Genomic DNA, 22,352 nt, shown 5'->3' with positions numbered 1-22,352 from the left:
ACGAGTTGAGCTTCCTCAACCATCGGGATAGACATTCTTCATACATTCTTAGATTTTAAATTAGCACACACAGTTTTTCATATCAGAGCTTTCTCGTTGCATACATACCGATAGTAGCTCCGGTGAAGCCACCACAGTTGGCAACGGATAAATGATAAGCATCTACATCGCCACACAGTTTCTGCCAGCTTCCGTTACTCAGCTTGTAGTAGAATTCATAAGTCAGCCCCTTGGACTCTACTTTCAGACCGATTGGCTTGCCGCCATCGTCCACCAACTGCTCCCCGATTGTAGTAACCGAAGCGTTGGCCCAGGTATTATTCACTTTGGTGGCATTTGTTTTTTCCAAAGCAATCCGCATTTTTTTACCGGATTTGTTGACCGACAGAAAGTATTGGTGATTATCATCCTGAAAGAGCAGTAAGCCTGCCCGATCTTGTTCATCTTTAGCGTTGAGGGTCAGTTCCGTTTCACAGGTATAGGCGTGATGCTGCATACGTCTGCCGATATAGGCGGGCGTCAGTTTTTCACGCGAACTTACTTCGGCGCATTTCAAAGCCAGATAGCCTTCTTTTTCGGTCAACGAATAATATTCGGTAGCCGGAGCACGAAGCGTCATCCATTCCACACCAAGCGTTTGAGTCGCGAAGTCCGCTCTCTTTTCAAAATTACCAAACGTAACATCGTTCCCACGTGTGGCAAAAGGTCTTTCTTGTACGGGTGCGATCGGTGCGGAAAACTCGCCGGTCTGTATATACGGCCAACCATCTTCCGTCCATTTCACAGGCATAAGAAACGTTTCACGTCCCAAATTCTCATAGCGTTTGTTTACAGACGTTCCGGGAATAGGACGACAACCCAGAAATACAGCCCACCAATCGCCTTCAACTGTCTGCACCATATCAGCGTGTCCGGTAGTTGTAACCGGATTCAGGCGGTCGGGCTGAGTTGCATCCAGACGCCTTTGTGTCAGGATCGGGTTTTGATCCCATGGCTCGAAGCCTTCCGTTGGACGGTCACTGCGATAGACCACTTCGGAGTGCCACGGACCCGTTCCTCCTTCCGCACACATCAGGTAGTATGTACCTTCTATCTTATAAAGATGAGGTCCTTCAATCCAGATGGGTGTTTCGTTTCCGGGCTTTACAGTGCCTTTGTCAACAAGAATTTTACCTCTTCCTGCCGGATTAATGACTTTTCCGGTGGCCACGTCGAATTCACGAAGCCGGATCGTGCGATGCCCGGAATACGCTTCCGTATCAGGTCCGTCATTATATACAATATAAGCTTTATCGCCTTCGAAGAAGAAAGAGGGGTCGATACATCCCATCAATCCGTCAATATAGACAGGCTCCGACCAGGACGAAGCGTCCATTGGAGTGCGGGTAGTCACATAAAAGTTGCCGGCATTGATATTGGTCGTTATCATATAATACGTTTCGTTGTACGGATTATATTCGATAGCGGGCGCATAGATGCCGTCTTGAATAGGTTTTCCATCGATCTTTATCAGTTGGCTGGGGCGGGACAACACGTGCCCCAACTGCTTCCAGTTCACCAAGTCTGTGCTATGAAATATGGGTACTCCGGGGAAGTAACAGAAAGAGGAAGTTACCAGAAAATAATCGCCCTTTCCATTCGAGCAGATACTCGGATCGGAATAAAAACCGGGAAGGATATTCGTATAGAAAGCCCCTGGAGTGGTTAAGGGGTTGTTGGTATAAACAGCATCATTCCCTTTATACGTAAAAAAGTCAAAGTAAGCGGTCGATTTATTGGATCCGGCATCGTTGCCAGTCTGCTCCTCCGCACCTAGGATATAGGCCGGTAGTTTCTCGGCACTACAAGAGACGGGAGCGAAAGCAAACATGGACGCTAAAAACAGCAAGTGATAATTTCCTGTGAGTTTCTTTTTCATGTCATCAGATATTTTGTTGTTGAATGAATCGGCGTAATCCGCCATAATTTTGATCGACACAAAAATATCACATACGGTAGAGTATGCATAAAATAGAAGAAACAGGTCGTTTCGACCGCATTACACACAAAGGAAAAAGTGTAACAGAAGCATTCGTCCCCATTACACAACAGCATCAACTCACTTGATTATCAAGCAAATAACATAATGCAAAAAAACAAATGGAATAAATTCATTCGTGGAGGTACTCTCCACCATTGGATGGTAAATAGATAACTTCAGGATCCACTTTACCCCTGAAAGCTTTTATTAATTCGACATTCAGCCTTCAGTTTTTCTGCCTTAGAGTCTTCTCCATCGACGTAGATTCAGTTGTCTAAATCTTTGAAATCAGTATATCCAATACAAGCGATTGTTTATACTTCCACGCTTCAGCAATTTAGCAAGCCAACTCAGGTTGGCTTGCTAAATCCGTTTCAAAGTGTTTTCTGTGAAAATCCGGTTATTTATTTAAAGAACCTAAAGACTGAAAAGCTAAAAGGTGCATCTTCATCCCCTACATTTCAGGATTATCTCATTGTAATACTGTTCGTTATACAACAAACTGAAAGCTGAAAGCAAAAAACGAACATTCTATTCAGAGGCTATATTACTCCGGAATATACGTATTTGACTTTGATTTACTGAAGCCACCGATTTCTCCGACTCCCGTTACTTGCTTTACGCTCTTTACTCTGAATGAGCCAAAGTTCAGCCTCAGGGTGAGAGAGATTGGCATTCGCTTGCTAACCGTCTGTTGTCTTCGCGTAAAAGTATCTGAATTAATGAAAGCATTAACATCTCTGTTCCATCCGAAAATATCATTGCACCTGATGAGGGCATGCAATCTCATACTATTTTTGAACTTGAAAGATTTGTCGATCATTATATTCAAAGAGAATGGCTTGTCCAGGTCTACTCCATTGTATCCGGAGTCCCAAAATTTGGTATATCTCAACGTAGTGTTTACCATATATCCTTTGAACAATTGGATTCGATGCGCAGCTGAAGCCATTACAAAGTATCGCTCTGCATTCTGTTTATTAGCTTTTTCACGAGTGTATATCCCATTTAGATACAAAGTCAAAAAATGCATTTTGCGTACATCTTTATTGAGCCATACCATATTATTGATTCCTAAGTGAAGTTTGCCATACAGCCCATCATTCGTATAGCTCTGCACGGTACGGCTATTCTCTGTCTGATACCAATAGTGCGCAATTTTGTTGTTGGAGAATTCATAGCTAAGATTTAAACCTATTTTTTTATGCGATAAGCGAGCAGATAAAGAATGAAGAGTCTCGTTCTTCAAATAGGGGTTTCCGGTAATGATATAGTTAGGGTTCGAATCATCTACATAATTGGATAGTTGAATGTATGAAGGCCTATTCTGATAAATGCTGTAATCCAACTCCAATTGGGTGGGATAAGAAGAAAATGGCGAGGCGGAGGCCTTGGCTTTTGTTTTTTGATTGAAGAGGAACCGCATAGACAATTCTGAGCTAAATGCCCAGTTTTACTAATAGAAACAGAGTGTTTTTTTAAGATGCGCAAAGATAGTGCAAACCAATTAAAATTCAAACAGTTATAAAACTAATGTTTTAGTCGGATGTGGTGAATAAAGCTAAATAGAGCATATTTGGGAGTGAGTTATGTTACTTATCTGTTACCTCTCCCAATTTGCCTACTAATCGGATATAATGCATTAGTTTTCAACATATTGCATTATTCTTCATAACATCAAATAGCTCAACAGTAATTAAATTTGTAACTAAAAAAGTTGAGTTATGAGAAGTACATTCAGAGTGTTGTTTTACACTAAAAATCAATCGATTAAGAATGGTAAAGTGCCTGTAATGGGACGTATAACCATCAACAAGACCACAGCTTGTTTTAGCTGTAAAAAAGAAGTGTCTATTTCCTTATGGGACGCCAAAGCTAACCGGGCTAAAGGGAAATCCGAAGAAGCCAGAATATTAAACCAGGAACTAGATAATGCCAAAGCCCAAATAGCCAAGCATTATCAATACATTTGCGATCATGATAGTTTTGTTACAGCCAAGAAAGTCTATAGCCGCTATGTCGGTTTTAAAGAGGATTCCCACACCCTTATGGCACTTTTCAGGGAACAACTTGAATCATATAAGGAGAAAATAGGCAAGGAAAAAGCAAAAAGTACATATCTTGGTTTAGTTGCTGATTATAAGAGCGCACTGCTTTTCTTGAAAGATAAAAAGCATGTTGAGGACATTGCACTTGATGAACTCGATAAAAATTTTATTGAAGATTATTATAATTGGATGTTAGGTACATGCGGCTCTGCCAGTTCTACAGCATTTGGACGTGTCAATACCATGAAATGGTTAATGTATGTCGCTCAAGAGAAAGGTTTGATAAAAGTTCATCTCACGGTTTGGTAGTGATGATGAGCCGGGATATAAAAGACGTTCATTTCTTTCCGAAGAAGAACTGCAGAGGCTTATACATGTAAAATTGAGGTATAAACGTCAGCAGGCTATGCGTGACATGCTACTTTTCATGTGTTTCACAGGCCTCGCCTTTGCAGATCTGAAAGCAATTACCTATAAGAATATCCATACAGATTCTGATGGTGGCACATGGCTCATGGGAAACCGTACAAAAACAGGTGTGGCATATGTTGTGAAACTTTTGCCCATAGCAATTGAATTAGTAGAGAAGTATAAGGGTGATAACAGAAAGAAGGATTCTCCTGATTGCATTTTCCCCGTCGGTGATTATGAAACCATGAAAAGTAGTTTCAAGGTTTTAGGGAAAAAGTGCAATTGCAATGTAAATATCACCTCATATCGGGCGCCATACTTTTGCAGTTTTGGCTATATTGAAAGGCATGCCGTTAGAGACTTTGCAAAAAATATTAGGACACAAATCGATTCTGTCCACACAAGTCTATGCTGAACTGATTAATCCGAAGGTTGGGGAAGATACGGATAGGATGTGTGACAAGATTGGTTCCGTGTATCGCTTGGCCAATTAGAATAAGTATAAAAAAACACCCTTCAGCAAATGTTGAAGGGTGTTTTTCGTATTCAGGCAGGTTGCTTATTTCAAGTAACGCCTGAAATCTTTGTAGTTCTTTTTTAGTACCTCGTATAGCCCGCTTTCCGGATAGAGCAGTTTACCCCCGACAGCAGTAATTGAGGTATAAGGTATTGCCTTTTCATCCCGTAGTGTTTGTAATGTACGCTTGGAAACATGAAGCATCCGGCATACCTCATCTCCACTCAGATAATGTTCGTCTGCAATCGTCGGACGTATCCGTGCTGCAGCAGCCTCCAGATTTTTTCCTGTCCGTTTAATCCATCCGGTAAGTTCCTTGAACTCTTCCGAATCTTTAGTGATAACCTCTGGCATACTTTTTATTTTCTTTTTTTGATTAGTCCTTCCTCTAGGATTTGCTGGATGTCCACTTCTTTATAAAAGAATTTTCCACCGATATTTGAATAAGGAATCAGCCCGTTATCCCGGTAAGTCTGTAGTGCCCTTTTGGAAATATTGAGAGCCAGGCACACATCCTGCGCATCCAGTCACTTGTCCGGTGTTACAGGGGCTATTTTCTTTTGAAAGTCCATCATTTGTACGGACAGCATACTAAGTTGTTTCTTCAATTCCTGATAAGCACTTGTTTCGATAATTGTCAGTTCCATGATTTATAATTTAGATTGTGAATAATGAAATCGGGTGCAAGATAAAGGGAATATTACTATAAATCAATTGTTTTGTTTCCAGTGTCGTTAATAGTCATTAATAGTCATTTTTTGTCAGCTCAACTTTTCTTCTACTTTTTACTTAACAGGGGGGAGTCGTGAAATCCGACATCCCTTATGAAAATGATATTCTTTTATCTTTTTCTCTTTTTTTACCCTGCAACATTTCTTTATGATATGGATTTCTTTGGAGAAATCAGAATTACGAGTATCGTTTGGAACGAAATAAAGATTTAAATAGCAGGCGAAGTTTTCCAATTAGACATAGACATACATATTCGCAAAATGTCTCAAGACGGAAATCTGGAAAAATCGAAACAACAGAGACTATTGCGTGATACTTACGCTAGCGTTGTTATAGCGTGGGATTATGTTATGCTCAGTTTTAGGCTTACCAAAGCTTGTTAGCTGTTGCCTGATTCCCACTTTTTGTAGCTGCTTTATTAAAAGCAGTTGAATTATGGCGCAAAGGCAAAGCTCCAATTACTGGTATTCATATCCCTTGACAGTTATCTTCTTGACAAGACTGTACCTTCCCCACTATGGAATAATCCGAACAAGTACGGGATCACAAAGAAACGTACCCGGGCTACGCAGGCTCTCGGATGGAATGTTTCTTTTATTTCACTGGTACAATGGGAAAAAGAAGAGAATGATACCGATCTTATAGAAGCAGTGCCGGAAACAATCTCCGTTATTGGCAGCATGTTCAGGTACTGGCTGGTGGATGAAATCATTCTTTTTGTCGTACCCCGCATTCAGAGAGACGGCCTGCGGCTATTTACAGAAATCCCCGGTCCTTCCTCGTGGGAAATGATCGGGAGCAAATGTTTTACAGGTTGGCCTGCAGACGGATTGAATAGCCGATACCTATCTTTTTATACTGACAGACCTGGTTTTGGCAGGCTTGTTATATTTCTCCCAATATTGTTTAGCCTTGTCGAATCCGATCCAGTTCCGTTGGTCATCGATTCCTCTGTCGGCGAGTTCCTTTCTGACCTTCTTTTGGATATCAATCTCTCCTTTGACTACCTTGAACAGTTATTCGGAAGGCTGTCATATTGAGCATTAAGTCCGGGTTCAGCTCATCCAGTATCTCATCTATTTCTTTTTTCATAAGCCAATGGACTATTTCTTAGGTTTATTATCCTTGAATGTAATATCAATCTTGTAGTTGTCATCCAATTCCAGCGAAGCTTCATATTTTTTTCCCTTCTTGCTGATAAACTTGAGATATCCGGTGCGCTTTCCCTGTAACAGCAGGAGCATCTGGTTGTCCGTCAGTTCCCTGCCGTTGAAGGTCCGGAACAAAAGAAAAGCGCAATCGGGATCGCCGCATTTGGCAACCTTATTGAAAACAGTAATCGTTTCTGCCCCACACTTGGGGCATCTGCAGTGCGGCAAGTCCGGACGCTTGAGTTTCATGGCAAGCAGTTCGGACGTGATTTGCCGAGCGTAGGAGTTGATATTTTCCGTGAATGTTTTAGTGGATACTTCTCCGGTTTCGATTTCATGCAAGGCACATTCCCACTTTCCGGTCATGCTCACATTGGCAATCATCTTCTCTTTTACGATACCATATACTTCCAGTCCTTTAGGAGTGGGTATCAGTGAGCGTCCGCTTCTTTCCACATAATGTCTGGCAATGAGCAGTTCGATAATTCCAGCCCGTGTAGCCGGTGTCCCTAGTCCGGAGTCTTTCATCGCTTCTTTCTCTTTTTCATCGCTCAAATTCCGACCACACCCTTCCATTGCCGCAAGCAGACTTGCCTCGGTGAATATCGGCTGTGGCTTGGTTTTCCTAGCTAACGTATCAATGCCAAGAACGGGCAAAGTTTCACCCTCCTTAAATTCGGGCAGGAGGCTTCCTTCTTCTTTTTCATCCGGTTCATTATAAATGCCTCTCCATCCCGGAACCTTGATTTGGCACCCTTTAATTCCGAAAGAGGCTCCGTTACAATCAGCCTGCACAAATAACGTTTCTTTCAGGCATTTGCCGGAGAAAGCCTCCAGCATACGTCCTGCAATCATAGAATAGATATTCTGCTCGTCGAGGGAAAGGTTCCGGGGATAGTTTTCCGTGATGATTAATCCGTGGTGGTCTGTCATTTTACTATCGTTCACACAGTGGCGGTTCAAAGTCCGGTTACAGAAATTCTCCGCATGGCGTGCAAAACGGGGATGTTGCTTCAGCAAGGCGATGAGAGAAGGAATCTGCTCAAAGATGTCCTCTGTGATATAACTGCATCCGGTACGTGGATACGAAATGTAGCCGAATTCATACAGCTTCTGGGCAATATTCAGCGTTTGTTCCGCGGTCAGTCCCAGTTTGGTGTTGGCACTCTGCTGCAGGGCGGTTAAATCGTAAAGTAGTGGAGTTTCTTCCGATACTTGCTTCTTTTCTACCTGCACCACTTTGGCTGTTTTCTCTTCACAGACCTTTTTACGGGTCATGTCGAGTTTCTGGAGTGTATCATACTTTTCGGCGCAGGTCATTACAAGTTCTTCCCCCATCTTTGTAGTGCGTAGTTGCAGTTGGTAATAAGGTTTGACTACAAAATCCCTGTTGTCCAGATAGCGGCGGCAAATCATGGCAAGCGTCGGAGTCTGTACTCTTCCCAGAGAATAGTTACTCTTTCCGGCCGCTATACTCAAAGACAGACTGGCATTCATACCGACTACCCAATCTGCTTCTCTCCGGGCTTTAGCGGAACGATACAGGTTGTCAAACTCCCTGCTTGATTTAAGGTTATTGAACCCTTCACGTATTGATTTTTCCGTGAGCGAGGATATCCACAGGCGTTTGGTTTCTTTGGTGTACCCCAGATAGTCAAGGACATACCTGGCTATAAGTTCTCCTTCGCGAGCCGCATCCGTACAAATGATCACACTACCAGTCTGATTCAACAGTCTGCGGATCACGTCCAATTGTTTCAATGCCGACGGATCAGCCTTATAACCCTCTTCTGTTTTTACCTGGCGAACAACCAGTTTGAACGGATGGGGAATAATCGGCAACATCTCCTTTTCCGCACGGATGATACCGTAATCGGAAGGCAGGGCCAATGCCAGCAGGTGGCCGTAAGTTCATGTAACGGCATACCCGTTTCCACTCAAATATCCTTCCTGTTTCTCCGTTGCGCCCAAAACCCGGGCGATACTGCGTGCCACGGACGGCTTTTCACAGATGCAAATCGTTTTCATCTTAGTTATCTTTTAATGTTGAATGACTATTTTATTTTTACACTCTTGGCCTTTGTCTTTCCCTTCCTCACCTTCTTCTTCGGTTCTTTGGGTACGGAGAGTTTCTCTTTTTTCTCCGATGCCTGTATGCCTTCCGCCAGATTCGGTACGGAGGTCTCCCTTGCCGGAAAACGGCTGATTAAATCCATTGAGAATCCGGTCATCCCGACATCCAGTTTTACCAGGTCTGCCGGTTGGAGGTATTTCTCCCCGTTCTTTCTGGCTGCCAGCTCATACATGACCGTTTCACGCCCTTGCAGGATTCCTTCATAATTCTGGTAAGGGAGGTTCGATTCGGACAGACCGTTCTGACGGAGCATCCCACAAATCTCATCGGGCGGCAATCCCCCGAACTTCCGGTCAAAGGGAGAAGATAGGATATATCTGTATGTCGCCAGGAGCTGTTTTTCGTGGCTCATATCGGGGCATCCTTCGTATCCCTGCAGTTGCCTTATCTTTTTTGCAATACTGTCAAGGCTCTTGAAAGTATTCCTGTCCCTATCCTGAAGAGGCATCCTGCCAATCCAGATCAGCTCCGTCTGGATGCGGTTCAGGTTGGATACTTCCCATTTATTCAACAGGCTACTGCGGTTGTTCAGGTACTCATCCCGGAGGATGGCAACCGGATTCCTCGTCTGGAGGAACAATCCGATCCGTTTTCCCCATGAGGTTCGTGAAGGTTGGATGCACTCCAGCGGATCGTATTGAAACGATAGGCGTCCATGAATTTCCTGAAAGGGTTCCAGTTTGTGAACAGGTTCCTGAAAGTCTGCAGGAATGCTTTTCTTCCGGCATCCCTACGGCTGCGTGGTATCTCGTTTTCAGGAATGAACGTGTTATTTATCAATTCCATAAGTACTATAATTTTGGCTTCGCCTGCTTTTTGGGAGAAGCGTTTTTTGTCTTGACTTTTTTCTTTTCATTGTTACGTGGAGATTCGGGTTTGTTATGCAGTTTCACGGCTGCCTGGACCTGTATAGTATCCTTCGAGACTCCAACAGACTGGATTGTCCGTTGATAATCCTTCCGTACCCCATCCCGGTTTAACAGTGTCCCGGCCAATGACTTGGCTGCGGTTTGCAGTTCATCCATCTTCTGTTGAAAAGGATAATCCCGGCGCAAATCCTTTTGCCGGATAATCTCACGGATACTTTTCTCCACGGGTAAGAAATCCTTTTTATAGGCAAACGATTCGTCCGCCGGTAAATGGGCATATCCTCTGTCAGCTATATCTTGAAGAGTCATGATATTCCAGTTTCGGGCGGAGAGTTCCAGTGCGTTAGCCGTAATAAACCGGTCGAGGTTTTCCCCTGTAGGATGCATGTCGAAAGTGACGGACGCTTGTAATTCGCCAGAATTTCCATTGCCGCTTGCGGCATGGAGGTTTGATTCCCGTTGGAGAGTTCCAGCATCCGGCGTGATACGGTTTCTATCCGGTAGATATTCAACGATTCCACATCCTGCAGAGAGCCTGAGTAGAAATTATCTGCCGTTGATTGCAGGTAATCCCGGAACTTCCTCGTTCCGGATAATCCGTCATTGAATACCCGGATACCTTGTTCCGTTTCAACGATGGTGTAGAATTGTTTGGCCTGTTTCCCTGCTGCGACCTTTTCCATTGCATCCTCATAAGCAACAAAACGCTTATAACCCGACGAGTGGTCCAGTGCTTGAAAATTCTCTGCCGTCAGTTCCTTTTGGCATGCTCTCAGGTAGGCCGCTTTCCGCAGAGGAACAGAATTGTTTTCTGTGATACCTCCGTGAGAAACGATGAAACGAAGGGCTTTCTCACTGTCTTTTACCGGCAGTTCGCTGGTGAAAGGAATATCCTTGGCGGGTATTCCCTCAAAATGCAGCAAAAGGTTATCCGGCACCGTTTTCTGATCCATGGCTATCCGGGCGACAAGATCCATAAATACCGGAAAAGAGTCTTTATCCGTCAGGACATACGATACGACCATGACAGTCGATACCCGGTTATCCGGTAGTAACTCTATAAACAGGCTTTTCAAATCTTCTTTTTCGGTTAGTCTGTCTTTTATTTTTTCCATCCATGCAGGCATGATAATCAGTTTTAGATACGGGGATTATGTGACTTGTTACGGCGGGGAACAGCCTTTTTCTTTTCCGATGCCGCCGATCCGGTCAGCTGCAATGGCGGACAGGTCAGTTTATATATCAGCCCAAGTATCCTGTCGGCAAGTTGCTGCTGTCTGTTTTGGATATTATAGAATGCTTTCTCACTATATCCTTTTTTGGATTGCAGTTCGGACATTTCCTGATCCAGCGGTTTGAAATCACCTTTGTAGGCGAATTCTCTATAACTCTTATTGGAATTAAAATCTGCCGGCAGACCGTATTCCCGTATGAAGAGCAGATTGAATATCTCCGCATTCTTCGGCGTTATTGATAAATGGTAATCTTCCGTGAACTGTTTGAAGGCATGATAAGTCGGTTCTATGGGATAGCCGCCTTTTTTCAGCAGTTCGGATCGCTCTATGGGATACAATGGCATTTTCGCCAATTCCCCGTAGAAAGGATTGGATTGAAAAAAGCCTAGATGCTTCTGCATATAATGTTCCGTGCTATGGTTCGGATTGGAGATGTAGAATTCCCTGACCCGCCCCAGAGCCTGTACTTCCGGAGTGAAGAAGCGGTCAGCCAGATATTGCAAATAGCATTGTTTGTAGACAGCTCCTTCATCCGTGGCAGGCAGGTAGACGGCACCTTTGGGAGTCTGTATGGAGATGACGGGCTCTATCTCTTTATTCTGCCGGTTATCCGGTGAGATTCCATAATCACGTTTTAAGATGTAGGCTGCCTGCTCACGGATCAATGCTTTGACTTTCTCCTGTTCACCCTTGTTTTCTGCCGGAATATTCTGTAACGCATTAAACTGTGAGTTAAAAGAGTTCTTATGCATGAACGGAATTTGTCCGGTTATATAATCTATTCCATAAATTCCGGCTGTTTCTTGTAAAGACAGCAGCCGGAGTATCTGGGCATTTGCGATACTTGTGACTATTCCATAGGAGGACGCGAATTTGTCATAAGCGTCAAATGTCGGTTCTATGCGATGGCTCCTGTCCAGTCGTGCATTTCTCAGGATAGCCGCACTCAGATATTGCGCTTTATCCGGAATAAAGTCGTTTGTATATAATGAGAAGGGATTGGTGGATGTCTGAAACGCCTTTATAGCCTCTACATTCGGATCAGCCAGTTTGTACAGGTTGACAAACTCCGGTTTATCTTCGTCCGCAATAAAAAAATGGTCGGCCAGGTGTTGCATATAGGAATGGCAGCACATCTTTCCGTAACCAGAATATTCAAACAGGAGCACCCCTTTTGCGGTTTCTACAGCGGTCAGGGTTTCCGACGGATCATTATGGAGGGTATTCTGTGCCAATGCGAAACGTTTGGCCTCCGGCTGTACAAGCAGGTGGTCCGCAAGCCCGCTGGATACCAGCATGGGCAGGCTTTTTTCTGCATCGCGTGAATAAAGGTATTCCAATCCTCTGAGTGGGACATTGTTCTGCATGCTTCCTCCGTTCTCACTGATAAATTTAGGTACCAGGCTGTTATCCTTGTCAAAGGGACGGACATCCGGGTAGATTACTCCTGAGGGAAACTGGTAACGACACAAATCAAGATCAGGCAGGTGGCTTTGAACGAGAGATAGTTTGTACATTTCCCTTTGCCGCCGTAAATATTCGGTAAATCTTTGATTTGCCATCGATACTTCTTTCTCCGGTATCAGGTGTATTTCCAGTTGCCGGGGGTTTCCTTTGGAGTCCTGGGCGACAAAAAAATGAAGGATGAGTTCGGGATTTTTCTGTTTCATGTTTTTTCTTTATTAATGATTATAATTTGATTGATCCGGATTTCTTTCTTGCTTCTTTTTTCGCTTCCTTCTTTTCCGGGTTGGAAGGCTCGTATCCCCGGACATTGTATTCTGTTTGCAAGATTCTTCCGGCCACATCCTTTGCCGTTTTTTGGAGGGCCTCGGAAAGTGGTGAATGCTCCGATTTTTTCAAGTAGGAGTGCGTCAGTTTATCCAGTATTTTCTCAAAGCTGTTTTCATGGATAAACCCGTAGCCGGGTTTGGAGATGTCAATGCCATTCTTGTAGATTTCATCCAGACGGGCAATATCCGTCATGAGTTCGCTTCTATCCAGATTGAACCTGCTTAAGAAATTATCATAATCGCTTTTGTCGGGTTTCATGGAACACCGGACGGATGGAGAATGGTCTTTCATGAGATCCTTTGGATAATAGACAGCTTCCGAGGGGATGAAACAGTGTGGCATCTCCGGTGTGAACATGGCGGCGCATTGTCTGGAATCTTCCACTATGATATTGTTGGCGGTGCTGAAATAATAGATCTCAAGGGAGTCAACACCTCTCAATGCCGGTGAGAAATAATTGTCTGCCAGATATTGCAGATACCGTTCCATGCATTGGATTCCCCTTCCGGTATCATCGAATAAAAGCACACCGTTCCCGCTTTGTATGGCGGTAACGGTTCTCTCCTGGGTATTGTCCATCTTTTCCGAATGATAGTGTATGTATGCCTCCAGTACTTTTGCCGTGTCGGCACTGTCATTTATCCTTTCCAGCAGAGCAACCGTATCAAACATGTGTATGGGTAATCCCCTTGCAGAGATTTCATGGGCGAAAACAAGGCTCCTGAGCGAAATGGAAGGGAGTTCCTCCAATTCCCCGTTATACATGACTTCATGTATGACGGAAGGAGTATCCATATCGATGTCTTTGTCTATTTGGAGGCAATAGATGGTTTCTTCCGGAATATAGGTCCCGCCCAGTGCGAGTTCCGCCTGCTCCCGCAGGTAATTGCCGCACAGCATATCCTGGTTCTCTCCGGATATATGGCTGTAATCAACCACTTTGCCCAGCCTGTCGTTTACATTAAAAAGAATGGTATCGTTTGTATTCATGTTCTTCTGATTTATAAAGTGAATGATTAAGAGAGTTTACGCCCTTTCGACGGGCCGGGAGCTTTTTCCTTTTTTATCTTATGCTCCACCTTCTGCTTCTTCTCCAAGTCTATGGCTCATGGAAAACAGACCATGATCTTGTCCGGACAGCAAAGGGAGATTCTTTTTTGTTTCATGGATTCGTCATTCAGCCGGATGCGGACAAAGTAGCCCATTTCTCCTTTTCCGGTTTCCTTGATGGCGATGACTTTCCCTTTATAGGGAACGGGGGCCTGTTCTTCCGGATCGTTCTCTACAATCCGTGCCCCGATACAAATCTGACTTTTAGGTATCATATTTCCTGTTATTATTTTAAACGGTTCGTATGTCGTTTTTGGTTCTCCGGCTTTTTGACGGCCCTCGGCTTTTTATTTATATCCGTGGGTAGCGGATGGAGAAGTCCCTCTTTCAAGGTATAGGTCTTGACGGGAAAAGGCTCGGATGAGTTCTGCATCCGGTTCTGACCGAAGTCCGCCATGCAGTATTGCAGGTGTCTGACCGCTTCCCGGTTGTTCTCCGGGATATAAAGCGCATAACCGGAAGACAATACTGATTTCTGCACGTCATTCAGCCTCCGGTTCCCCACGGTAAATTCCACCATCGGATCATCCAGCATGTTCTTGAGGGAACGGTGCCCCCTCACATCGAAATCCCTTTTCAGAATGCTGTCGGCGGCCTCCCGGATTTCCATGGAGGCTTGTTTGAATTCCTTCCTATCGAAATCAGCCGCTGATCGTACCTGCGTTATCCTTTCGAGTTTCCGGGCAACTGGCAGTAGCTCCTTAAAGTAGGTGAACGGCTGCTCATGAATATTCACATAACCGTTCTTCATCACGGTCAGCAGCCGGTAAATATCCCGGTTGGAAGGGCTGATTTGCGCGCGTACGTCCGGATCGAAATGGAATTTGTCAAGCAGTTCCATAAATCCGCCAGCCGTCGTTTCCATCGGGCTGTAAAATAGAGGAGTCAGCCCATTAATAAACTTGTCCGGCAATTTGGACTGGGGCGCGTGGTTCTCACGCTGGAATTCAAAAGAATTATTCAGCTGCCGGGCATGGTCGATCCGGTAAGATGCGTCAATATGGGCTGCCAGCTCTTCCGTTACATACGGATATTCATAGACTCCCAGATGGCCGATGTCGTAATGCGGATCGAAGTAATGGTCGATGATATGCTGCAAACATTCCCTGAATCCTTCTTTTCCGATTTCATTGCCGGAGAATATCAGATACCCGAAGTCATTCTCCACCACTTTCAGCGGTGTCCGGAAATTCGCCTCTCCCCGGTAGATTTTCTGCCTTTCGTCCTGGGATCTGCGGAAACTCATATAATCGGCTTCCTGCACGAAATACTTTTTCAGGATGCTGCAATCGGTATCTCCTTTATATCTGGAGCAGTAGACGGCGTCCGGCAGTGAGATCTGACGGGAAGGGGACTGGAAGCTCCGCTGCAAGTAAGGCAACAGCTCCTGCCGGATATACTTGTCCAAAGGCATGTGTGTATCCGGTGACGGCACATCCCTCATCCAATTCAGGTCATACTGTACCATCTCCACATCCGGCACATACGTACAGCTTTTGACTTCGTTGACATTGTCCGACAGGAACTTATGAAAGGCAGCATCCGTTATCTCCCTTTGGTTTCCTTTGACGAACCTGAGTGAGTTGCCCGGTAACGGTGTATAATGGTGATACCGGTCTATCGCAATGAATATACTGCCCGGTCTTTCGGGGTCGAAAAATGAATTTTCCATTTGGTCTCTCTTGTCCATGTTTCTACAGTTTAGGGTGGGTGTGTTTTTTCTTTTTCACGTCCCGCTTTTTATCCAAAGCCTTTTCGATAACCGCTTTCAACTTGAATACCTGCTTGTTTGCAGGCGGTTCTTTAGAGAATACGATCCGGGAGAAATCCCCGTTCACCCATGCATAGGAATGGGACGGGTTGTCCCTTGCCTCTGCGGGCAGAAAGAGCACATGTCCCGCCTGCAATACCTGCCGGTGAGGGGTAAAGAGGCGAACACCGTCTACCATGACACTGTCCATCGGGTCACTGAGAATCCTTTCGACCGTCCGGTGTCCGCGTACGTCGTAGAACCGCTTGAGGAGTTTATCCAGCTCGTCCTTATCACGGCTGTTTTCCTCTATCTGTTCACGTATTTCCGGTGTCGCGGGTCGACGGGAGAGTTCGGTAACTGTGCGTTCCTTGTCCGCCATCGCATCCAACGCATCAATAATATTACAGTTGCGGTGGCTGATGTCACAGTGCGCATTGTGGCAGAAACTGCGGAAATCTTCCGGGGTAGGCTTCATCTCATTACGGTATGCCAGCTCCATCTTTGGGAGTCTGTCCATCTTCAGGTAAGGATATTCAGTGAACAGGTTCCCGCCCGGATTGACAGACGGCCCCTGTCGGAGGATGCTTTCTGCCCTGTAAACATGGACGGGACCGAGGTTGAAATGGGGATCAAAGTAATGGTCCGCCACAAGCTGCAGGAATTTCCGCATGTTTGCCTGCCTTCCGCCGTATGGGTGAAGAACAAAAAGCCGTCAGCGGTTTCTATGGCTGTATAGGATTGTTCGGGTTGCTTCATAATTTTATAATTTAGGGGAATTGTTCTTTTTCGTTTTTGTTTCTTTTTTCAAAGCGGCGGTATATGGGATGATTCTGCCGTTTTTCTCCTGATACACAGCTTTGCCTGCCGGAGGTTTGGAGTATGCCATTACCCGGTTACATTTCTTGTCGGCATGGAGAAAGTGCAAACCGGGCATTGATTCGGATATTTTGGAAGAGTAGATCCATTTGCCTTCCAGCAGGGCTTGTCTCATGGCCTGGACGGCATCGGTTCCACCAATGAGAAACGGGACGCTTTTGTCATTCAATGCCCTTTCCAATGTACGGTGTCCCCTTACATCGAATTCCGTTTGGAGGATATTCTCCGCTTTCTGGCGCATTTCATCCAGTACATCAGCCAAATTCAGACCGGAGGATTGTCCGTTGATGCAGTTGTCTATCCGGGTGACATATTCTTGAAATACATTCCGATATCCGAAAGCCGGATCAGCCACAAGGTCACGCTTGAATCCGTTTTCTATCAGATACAACAGTTTGCTGATATCCGCATTGTTACGGCTTGCAGGGCATCCTGAAAATTCAGTCAGGCGAAGGAATTCAGAAGCGGTCGGCTCCATATTCGTTTCAAATGTCTGCCTCCACCGGTTCCGGTCACGGAACGTATCTTTTGAGAAGATGGTTTCATCAAAGTCATATTCCCCTTTCCCGTTTTGAGGGTTCTTCCGGTAACAAGCATCCACCAAGGGACAGATATCGTCGGACAGCCTGTTGACCTGGTATTGCCTGACGGGGCCGGGTTCACTATGAACCCGGAAATAGTTGCCGGATAGTTGCTGATAAAAACTTTTTAATCCGTCCCGTCCAGTTTGGGTATCACTGAAGAACACGATTCCTTTGGAAGTTTCCACAGCATGCAAGGGTAATTTATAAACCGGGTTATAGTCATATCGGACAGCCCGTTCATCCTGCTTCCTGTGAAACTGGAGTAGTCCGTCCAATTGCTCTGCCGTCAACTTGGGCAGCTCGCCGGATTCCATGAGGATGTCGCTGCGTGATTGTGCAAACAGTACATTCCTTAGATTGGTGCTTATCAGGGGAGCCAGCCCCTTCTCCCGGATATAGGCAGAAAGATCCGGGAGATATATTCTTTCTTGGAAATATCCCCTGTGAGGACAGGCACATCCGTCATTTTTGGGAATGAGTAGATTTCCAGCCGGGTATCCGGTACGAAAGCGGCATGTTTGGCTTTTATTGATTCCCTGCTGAACAGAGCCATGAACGTATAGACTGGGTCTTGCCTGTCGGGATCGGCAGGATAGAGCATATAGGAGGATTCCGCATGGGGTTTCTCCTTGCCGGTTTCATAACCGACAAGGAGGAAGCCTTCACCCTCTTTCCTGAAAAGCTCGTCCAATAACTTGGGGGCATCAGAAACATAGGTTGCCATATTATTACATTTTAGGGGTTATGGTCGGCTTGCGGGTGCGTGTTTTCTTTTCCGCTTGCCGGGAGGCTTCTTCTTTATTCAAAGGCTTTCCGGCTGTTTGTACTAGCCCGTTAACCTGCTGTTCTCCGTTACTGTTTTGCTGCTGCTCCTGTTTTTGCCCCTCTTCCAGCTTCTTGGTGCTTCTTTCCCAGAGGAATTCAACACCCCGCTCGGCGGCGCTCATCTGGATGGAGGTGGTATAATAGTTCCCGTTATTGGACTTGAAACGGATCGGCACTTCCTCGCCACGTAAGGCAGCTTCGTATTCTGATGGGGAAAGCGTATAATCTTTCACCTTGCGGGGAACGCGTGCCTGCTCCACGGGCATGTGGAACAATTCATTCGTCACCGGATCTTTGGAAAGGTAGCAGGGCTTGGTTTCCTTGGTACGGTAATCAATGACCATGTCGACTGTTTTACCCAGGTTGCCGGTCTGGTTCAATGTCTTGAGATCGGCCTCCGTCAATGTGTATCCCCTGTAATCTTCACCCACTTTGGGAGCCTGACGGATATAATGGATGTCAAACTTGACCACACCATTCTCATCACGGAACAGGGAGAGTTTAGCATCACCACTTTCACGACCCAGCTCGGAAGGTTTGGCTATATGGAAGGCTACAGCGGAAGATTTCCCTTGCAACATCCTTTCAAGACTGTCCTTCGAATTTTTCAGGACATCCGGGGTAATGCCATATCTGGCAGCCTGTTCCCAATTGATTTCCCGTTCATTATAACGGTGGTTGTTATACACCCTGGTCGAAGCCAGCTCTTTTCTTACCGCTTCGTTCTGTGGTAGCTGCGCTGCCTCTATTTTTTCTTTGGCCTGCTCTACAGGTGTTTCTTTCGGGATGTTGTACAAGGAGTAACGTCTCGGATTGTTGTAATGGTAGAGAAAGTTCTTTCCGAAGTTGGTGAAGAAGTTACCTCTCTGGTCCACCTTGATGAACTGGCCTTTGTCCGCTTCATTGGCTTCGAGCGTTTCCAGTTCGCCATTCGCTGCGATTCCTTTTACTCCTTTGGCTTTCTGCTCTTTCTTGTCATACGCCATCAGATACCCGTGTTCCTGAGTTGCTCCGTTGTTTTCAGGGGCTAAGTTTACATTGTCCATATACGTTAATTTTAAAGATTAATGAATCATTTGCAAGGGTAAAATTACTATCTTTGCCATTAAATAAATTGATTATGAAGAAGTTGTCATTGATTGTCATGTTCTGTCACTTATTGTCATGTCCGGCTTTTACACAATCCCCATCGAAGGAGTTCAGAAGCGGACTCAGTTCAATCATCTGCGTATCCATTCCGCCCGGCAGTGAAAATCTTTCGTATGAAACAGCCGGTTGCCGGTAACCGTACTGGCTGATTATCCTATTATATTCCCCTTGAATGAGAGCCGGAGGAGGTTTGCCCTCTCTTCCGGTTTCGGAATAAGGATGCATCCGGTGAGAAAGAAAAGGGTACTCCATGCCGGAGTGGATATAGCCGCACCTTATGGCACGCCGGTCTATGCTTCGGGAAACGGGAAGGTCGTTGAAGCCCGGTACAGCAGCAGTTACGGCTGGTACGTCGAAATCCGGCATGCGGGTGGCTTTTCCACGCTGTATGCGCACTTGAGTAAAATGTATGTGAAAAAGGGAAACGACGTCCGCATGGGCCGGCATATTGGCAATGTCGGGCATACCGGTATCGCGACCGGCAACCACCTGCATTTTGAACTGAGAAAAAACGGAAAGCCACAGAATCCCCTGCAATGGGTGATACTGAGGGATTCACGTTATAAAAAGAGTCATTAATCCAATCCGTTATACTATGAATATTGAAGAAGCTAAACGCATTCCGTTGGAGGATTATCTCCGGCAAATGGGATTTTCCCCGGTCAGACAACACGGGGACTGTATCTGGTATTGTTCTCCTTTCCGTGAGGAGAAGACACCTTCTTTCAAGGTGAGCACATCCCGTAACCTATGATATGATTTCGATGCGCCCATATAGGCTACACAATAAATATCTCTATGGCAAGAGATTAGGTTAGAGTTCAACAGACCTATCCTCAACGACTTAGCTGGAGGAGAAATCCAAAGGTGACAAAAGCATGTCGGTAAAGTCATTAGTCAGCTAAATACCAAGCTGCGACTGCATGGCGAGAGGAAAAGACAGACACAAGGATGAAGCCTGATTGGTTGAACGATAGTTCTGCTGCACACGTACCAGCCCCGACGAAAGGTATTTGATTCACGTCGGGCTGAAGCACCCCATGTAAACCGAAATTACAATGGAGCAGGAGCTGGCTTCAGAGCAACCACAATAAGTGGAATAGGAACGTAAGTCGCATCCGACAGTCTGCCGAGCCAAACAGTTATTGTGAAAGCAAATGGGGATTCCCTAAATCAGAATGCCGTAAGGCTATGGGCATAGGACCCTGAATATCTGACATGGGAACGGAGCTTCCGTAGTAGTCCGAGCAAGGGAAAGCCTTGTACATGGCGAAGGGAAGCAGTTAGATAACTTAATACAAATAATGGAAAATGTGTGAGACATTATGAGAAGTCCTGAGCAAGTATTAAAAGCTTTAAACAAGCATGGTAAAGTTTCGGATTACAAGTTCGAAAGGCTGTACCGTATCTTATTCAATGAGGAGATGTTTCATGTTGCTTACCAGCGTATTTACGCCAAACCAGGCAATATGACACCCGGTACGGATGGGAAAACCATCAATCGGATGAGTCTTCAAAGAATAAACAAAGTCATTGCATCTTTGAGAGATGAGTCTTACAAGCCTAATCCGGCAAAAAGGATATACATACCCAAGAAAAACGGTAAGAAAAGACCGCTTGGAATTCCTTCCTTTGAGGACAAACTTGTACAGGAGGTGGTGCGCATGATTCTTGAAGCCGTCTATGAAGAGGTGTTTGCAAACACCTCACATGGATTCAGACCAAACAGAAGCTGCCATACCGCATTGACCCATATCCAAAAGACATTTACAGGTACAAAATGGTTTGTGGAAGGAGACATTAAAGGATTCTTCGACAACATAGACCACAATGTATTGATTGCAACTTTGCGGAAACGGATTGCCGATGATAGATTTCTAAGGCTTATCCGCAAGTTGTTGAATGCGGGATATATTGAAGACTGGAAGTTTCATAATACAAACAAGGGAACTCCACAAGGCGGTAATATCAGTCCTATACTGGCAAACATTTATCTTGATAATTTTGACAAGTATATGGAAGAATACGCCCTACGCTTCAATAAGGGAAAAGAAAGACACATCACCAAAGAATACAAGCAACTTAGCGATAAGATGCAACGCATCCTTAAAAGCATCAAGAACATACAGGATGCAGATGTCAGATTACAGCTTAGGGATGAGTATGAGAAACTGAGACGTGAAAGGCAAAAGATTGAGAGCAGAGACAGTATGGATGAAACATACAGAAGGCTTCGATACGTAAGATACGCAGATGATTTCCTCATTGGTGTTATCGGAAGCAAGGCAGAGTGCGTTAAAATCAAGTCGGACATTACCAAGTATATGGAAGAAAACCTCAAGCTGGAACTGTCACAGGAAAAGACATTGATAACAAACGCACAAAAGCCCGCGAAATTTCTTGGCTTCGATGTTTCAGTCCGTAAGTCTGATGCTATCAAGCGGGACAAGAACAATGTGCCAGCCCGTTATTACAACGGTAAGATAGTCCTAAAGGTCGCCATAGAAACGGTGCGGAACAAACTGGAAGAATACAGCGCCATCAGATACAAGGTAGAAAATGGCCGACAAGTTTGGTTTGCAAAGTTCAGAGGCAATCTTATGAAGAAGAAAATCGAGGACATAGTGGCGGCATATAACTCTGAAATCAGAGGGTTCTACAACTACTACTGCATTGCCAACAACGTGGCATACGCGCTCTCAAAGTTTGGATACATCATGGAGTACAGTATGTACCATACCATTGCAGGAAAAACCAATAGCACTGTAAGCAAAGTCATTGACAAATATAAGGTTGGGAATGACATTATAGTGCCATATCAGGATGCAAAAGGTAAATTACGGTACAGGAAATTCTATAATGAGGGATTCAAACGTAAACCACCAATGTACTATACGGAGGTAAACGACTTATCCTACACAATCGCAATTCCACAGCCGACACTTACTGAGCGATTGGATGCGAGAACATGTGAATTATGTGGAAAAGTCGGACCTGTAGTCATGCGTCATGTCAGAAAGCTAAATCAGCTTAAAGGAAAAACTGAATGCGACAGGCTGATGCTTGAAAAGCATAGGAAGACATTGGTTGTCTGTGAAAAGTGTTATGCCAAAATACACAGCCATGCTAAATAAAGTCATGTTA

The 22,352-nt window shown here is 45.0% G+C and carries 18 protein-coding genes and 3 pseudogenes; 6 read left to right on the top strand and 15 right to left on the bottom strand.

What is annotated here, in order from left to right; translation table 11 throughout:
- Nucleotides 1-82: 82 nt before the first annotated feature.
- On the bottom strand, nt 83-1,918 hold the full coding sequence (locus JCM10512_RS00295; protein ID WP_158332160.1) for a glycoside hydrolase family 43 protein: 1,836 nt from the start codon (nt 1,916-1,918) through the stop codon (nt 83-85).
- Between the two features lie 649 nt (nt 1,919-2,567).
- Complete coding sequence (locus tag JCM10512_RS00290; RefSeq protein ID WP_044159258.1) at nt 2,568-3,446, bottom strand: outer membrane beta-barrel protein; 879 nt, start codon at nt 3,444-3,446, stop codon at nt 2,568-2,570.
- Nucleotides 3,447-3,744: 298 nt separating this feature from the next.
- Between JCM10512_RS00290 and JCM10512_RS00285 the strand changes: the two are divergent.
- Nucleotides 3,745-4,973: pseudogene (locus JCM10512_RS00285) on the top strand (site-specific integrase).
- Between the two features lie 65 nt (nt 4,974-5,038).
- Here JCM10512_RS00285 and JCM10512_RS00280 read toward each other — a convergent pair.
- Together JCM10512_RS00280 and JCM10512_RS21785 are read right to left on the bottom strand one after the other, a co-directional pair.
- The gene (locus tag JCM10512_RS00280; protein WP_044159256.1) at nt 5,039-5,350 is read right to left on the bottom strand and encodes a helix-turn-helix domain-containing protein; all 312 of its coding nucleotides are present in this window, start codon (nt 5,348-5,350) and stop codon (nt 5,039-5,041) included.
- Between the two features lie 5 nt (nt 5,351-5,355).
- Nucleotides 5,356-5,523, bottom strand: coding sequence for a helix-turn-helix domain-containing protein (locus tag JCM10512_RS21785; protein ID WP_008771129.1), 168 nt, complete (start codon nt 5,521-5,523; stop codon nt 5,356-5,358).
- Nucleotides 5,524-6,156: 633 nt separating this feature from the next.
- On the opposite strand from JCM10512_RS21785, the gene JCM10512_RS00275 reads away from it, so the two are divergent.
- Entirely contained in the window at nt 6,157-6,768 is a 612-nt protein-coding gene (locus tag JCM10512_RS00275) for a dihydrofolate reductase family protein (protein ID WP_244436776.1), read from the top strand.
- Nucleotides 6,769-6,831: 63 nt separating this feature from the next.
- On the opposite strand, the gene JCM10512_RS00270 is transcribed toward JCM10512_RS00275, so the two are convergent.
- From JCM10512_RS00270 to JCM10512_RS00225, 11 genes and pseudogenes are all read right to left on the bottom strand, one after another.
- Nucleotides 6,832-8,724, bottom strand: coding sequence for a type IA DNA topoisomerase (locus JCM10512_RS00270; protein ID WP_044159254.1), 1,893 nt, complete (start codon nt 8,722-8,724; stop codon nt 6,832-6,834).
- A 209-nt stretch (nt 8,725-8,933) separates the two neighbouring features.
- Nucleotides 8,934-9,799: pseudogene (locus tag JCM10512_RS00265) on the bottom strand (hypothetical protein).
- 5 nt (nt 9,800-9,804) lie between these two features.
- Nucleotides 9,805-10,565, bottom strand: a pseudogene (locus JCM10512_RS25210) (DUF6047 family protein).
- A gap of 455 nt (nt 10,566-11,020) precedes the next feature.
- Nucleotides 11,021-12,787 (bottom strand): DUF6047 family protein, encoded by a 1,767-nt coding sequence (locus JCM10512_RS00255; protein WP_044159251.1) that lies wholly within the window; start codon nt 12,785-12,787, stop codon nt 11,021-11,023.
- A gap of 19 nt (nt 12,788-12,806) precedes the next feature.
- A complete protein-coding gene (locus JCM10512_RS00250; RefSeq protein WP_044159248.1) occupies nt 12,807-13,901 on the bottom strand; it encodes a DUF6047 family protein in 1,095 nt (364 codons plus the stop codon).
- Nucleotides 13,902-14,017: 116 nt separating this feature from the next.
- The gene (locus tag JCM10512_RS00245; RefSeq protein WP_244436770.1) at nt 14,018-14,236 is read right to left on the bottom strand and encodes a hypothetical protein; all 219 of its coding nucleotides are present in this window, start codon (nt 14,234-14,236) and stop codon (nt 14,018-14,020) included.
- An 11-nt stretch (nt 14,237-14,247) separates the two neighbouring features.
- Nucleotides 14,248-15,693: a DUF6047 family protein gene (locus JCM10512_RS00240; protein ID WP_244436769.1), complete on the bottom strand. Its 1,446-nt coding sequence runs from the start codon at nt 15,691-15,693 to the stop codon at nt 14,248-14,250.
- Nucleotides 15,694-15,715: 22 nt separating this feature from the next.
- Nucleotides 15,716-16,444, bottom strand: coding sequence for a DUF6047 family protein (locus tag JCM10512_RS00235; RefSeq protein ID WP_244436767.1), 729 nt, complete (start codon nt 16,442-16,444; stop codon nt 15,716-15,718).
- 90 nt (nt 16,445-16,534) lie between these two features.
- Complete coding sequence (locus JCM10512_RS00230; RefSeq protein WP_244436765.1) at nt 16,535-17,548, bottom strand: DUF6047 family protein; 1,014 nt, start codon at nt 17,546-17,548, stop codon at nt 16,535-16,537.
- A gap of 53 nt (nt 17,549-17,601) precedes the next feature.
- Nucleotides 17,602-17,958 (bottom strand): hypothetical protein, encoded by a 357-nt coding sequence (locus JCM10512_RS23205; RefSeq protein ID WP_244436763.1) that lies wholly within the window; start codon nt 17,956-17,958, stop codon nt 17,602-17,604.
- A gap of 4 nt (nt 17,959-17,962) precedes the next feature.
- On the bottom strand, nt 17,963-19,105 hold the full coding sequence (locus JCM10512_RS00225; RefSeq protein WP_044159242.1) for a DUF4099 domain-containing protein: 1,143 nt from the start codon (nt 19,103-19,105) through the stop codon (nt 17,963-17,965).
- A gap of 74 nt (nt 19,106-19,179) precedes the next feature.
- Here JCM10512_RS00225 and JCM10512_RS22665 point away from each other — a divergent pair, with 74 nt between their 5' ends.
- The 4 genes from JCM10512_RS22665 (at nt 19,180) to JCM10512_RS00210 (ending at nt 22,342) form a co-directional block, all read left to right on the top strand.
- Nucleotides 19,180-19,344: a hypothetical protein gene (locus JCM10512_RS22665; RefSeq protein WP_158332159.1), complete on the top strand. Its 165-nt coding sequence runs from the start codon at nt 19,180-19,182 to the stop codon at nt 19,342-19,344.
- An 83-nt stretch (nt 19,345-19,427) separates the two neighbouring features.
- Nucleotides 19,428-19,787, top strand: coding sequence for a M23 family metallopeptidase (locus JCM10512_RS00215; protein WP_044159236.1), 360 nt, complete (start codon nt 19,428-19,430; stop codon nt 19,785-19,787).
- Between the two features lie 16 nt (nt 19,788-19,803).
- Nucleotides 19,804-19,962: a hypothetical protein gene (locus JCM10512_RS22935; protein WP_162832121.1), complete on the top strand. Its 159-nt coding sequence runs from the start codon at nt 19,804-19,806 to the stop codon at nt 19,960-19,962.
- Nucleotides 19,963-20,533: 571 nt separating this feature from the next.
- Nucleotides 20,534-22,342: a reverse transcriptase/maturase family protein gene (locus JCM10512_RS00210; protein WP_004308094.1), complete on the top strand. Its 1,809-nt coding sequence runs from the start codon at nt 20,534-20,536 to the stop codon at nt 22,340-22,342.
- The last annotated feature ends 10 nt before the right edge of the window (nt 22,343-22,352 follow it).

This window comes from Bacteroides reticulotermitis JCM 10512 (genome assembly GCF_000517545.1).
GTDB lineage: Bacteria > Bacteroidota > Bacteroidia > Bacteroidales > Bacteroidaceae > Bacteroides > Bacteroides reticulotermitis.
Note: the sequence above shows the minus strand (reverse complement) of the source record. Positions and strands in the feature narration are given on the sequence as shown.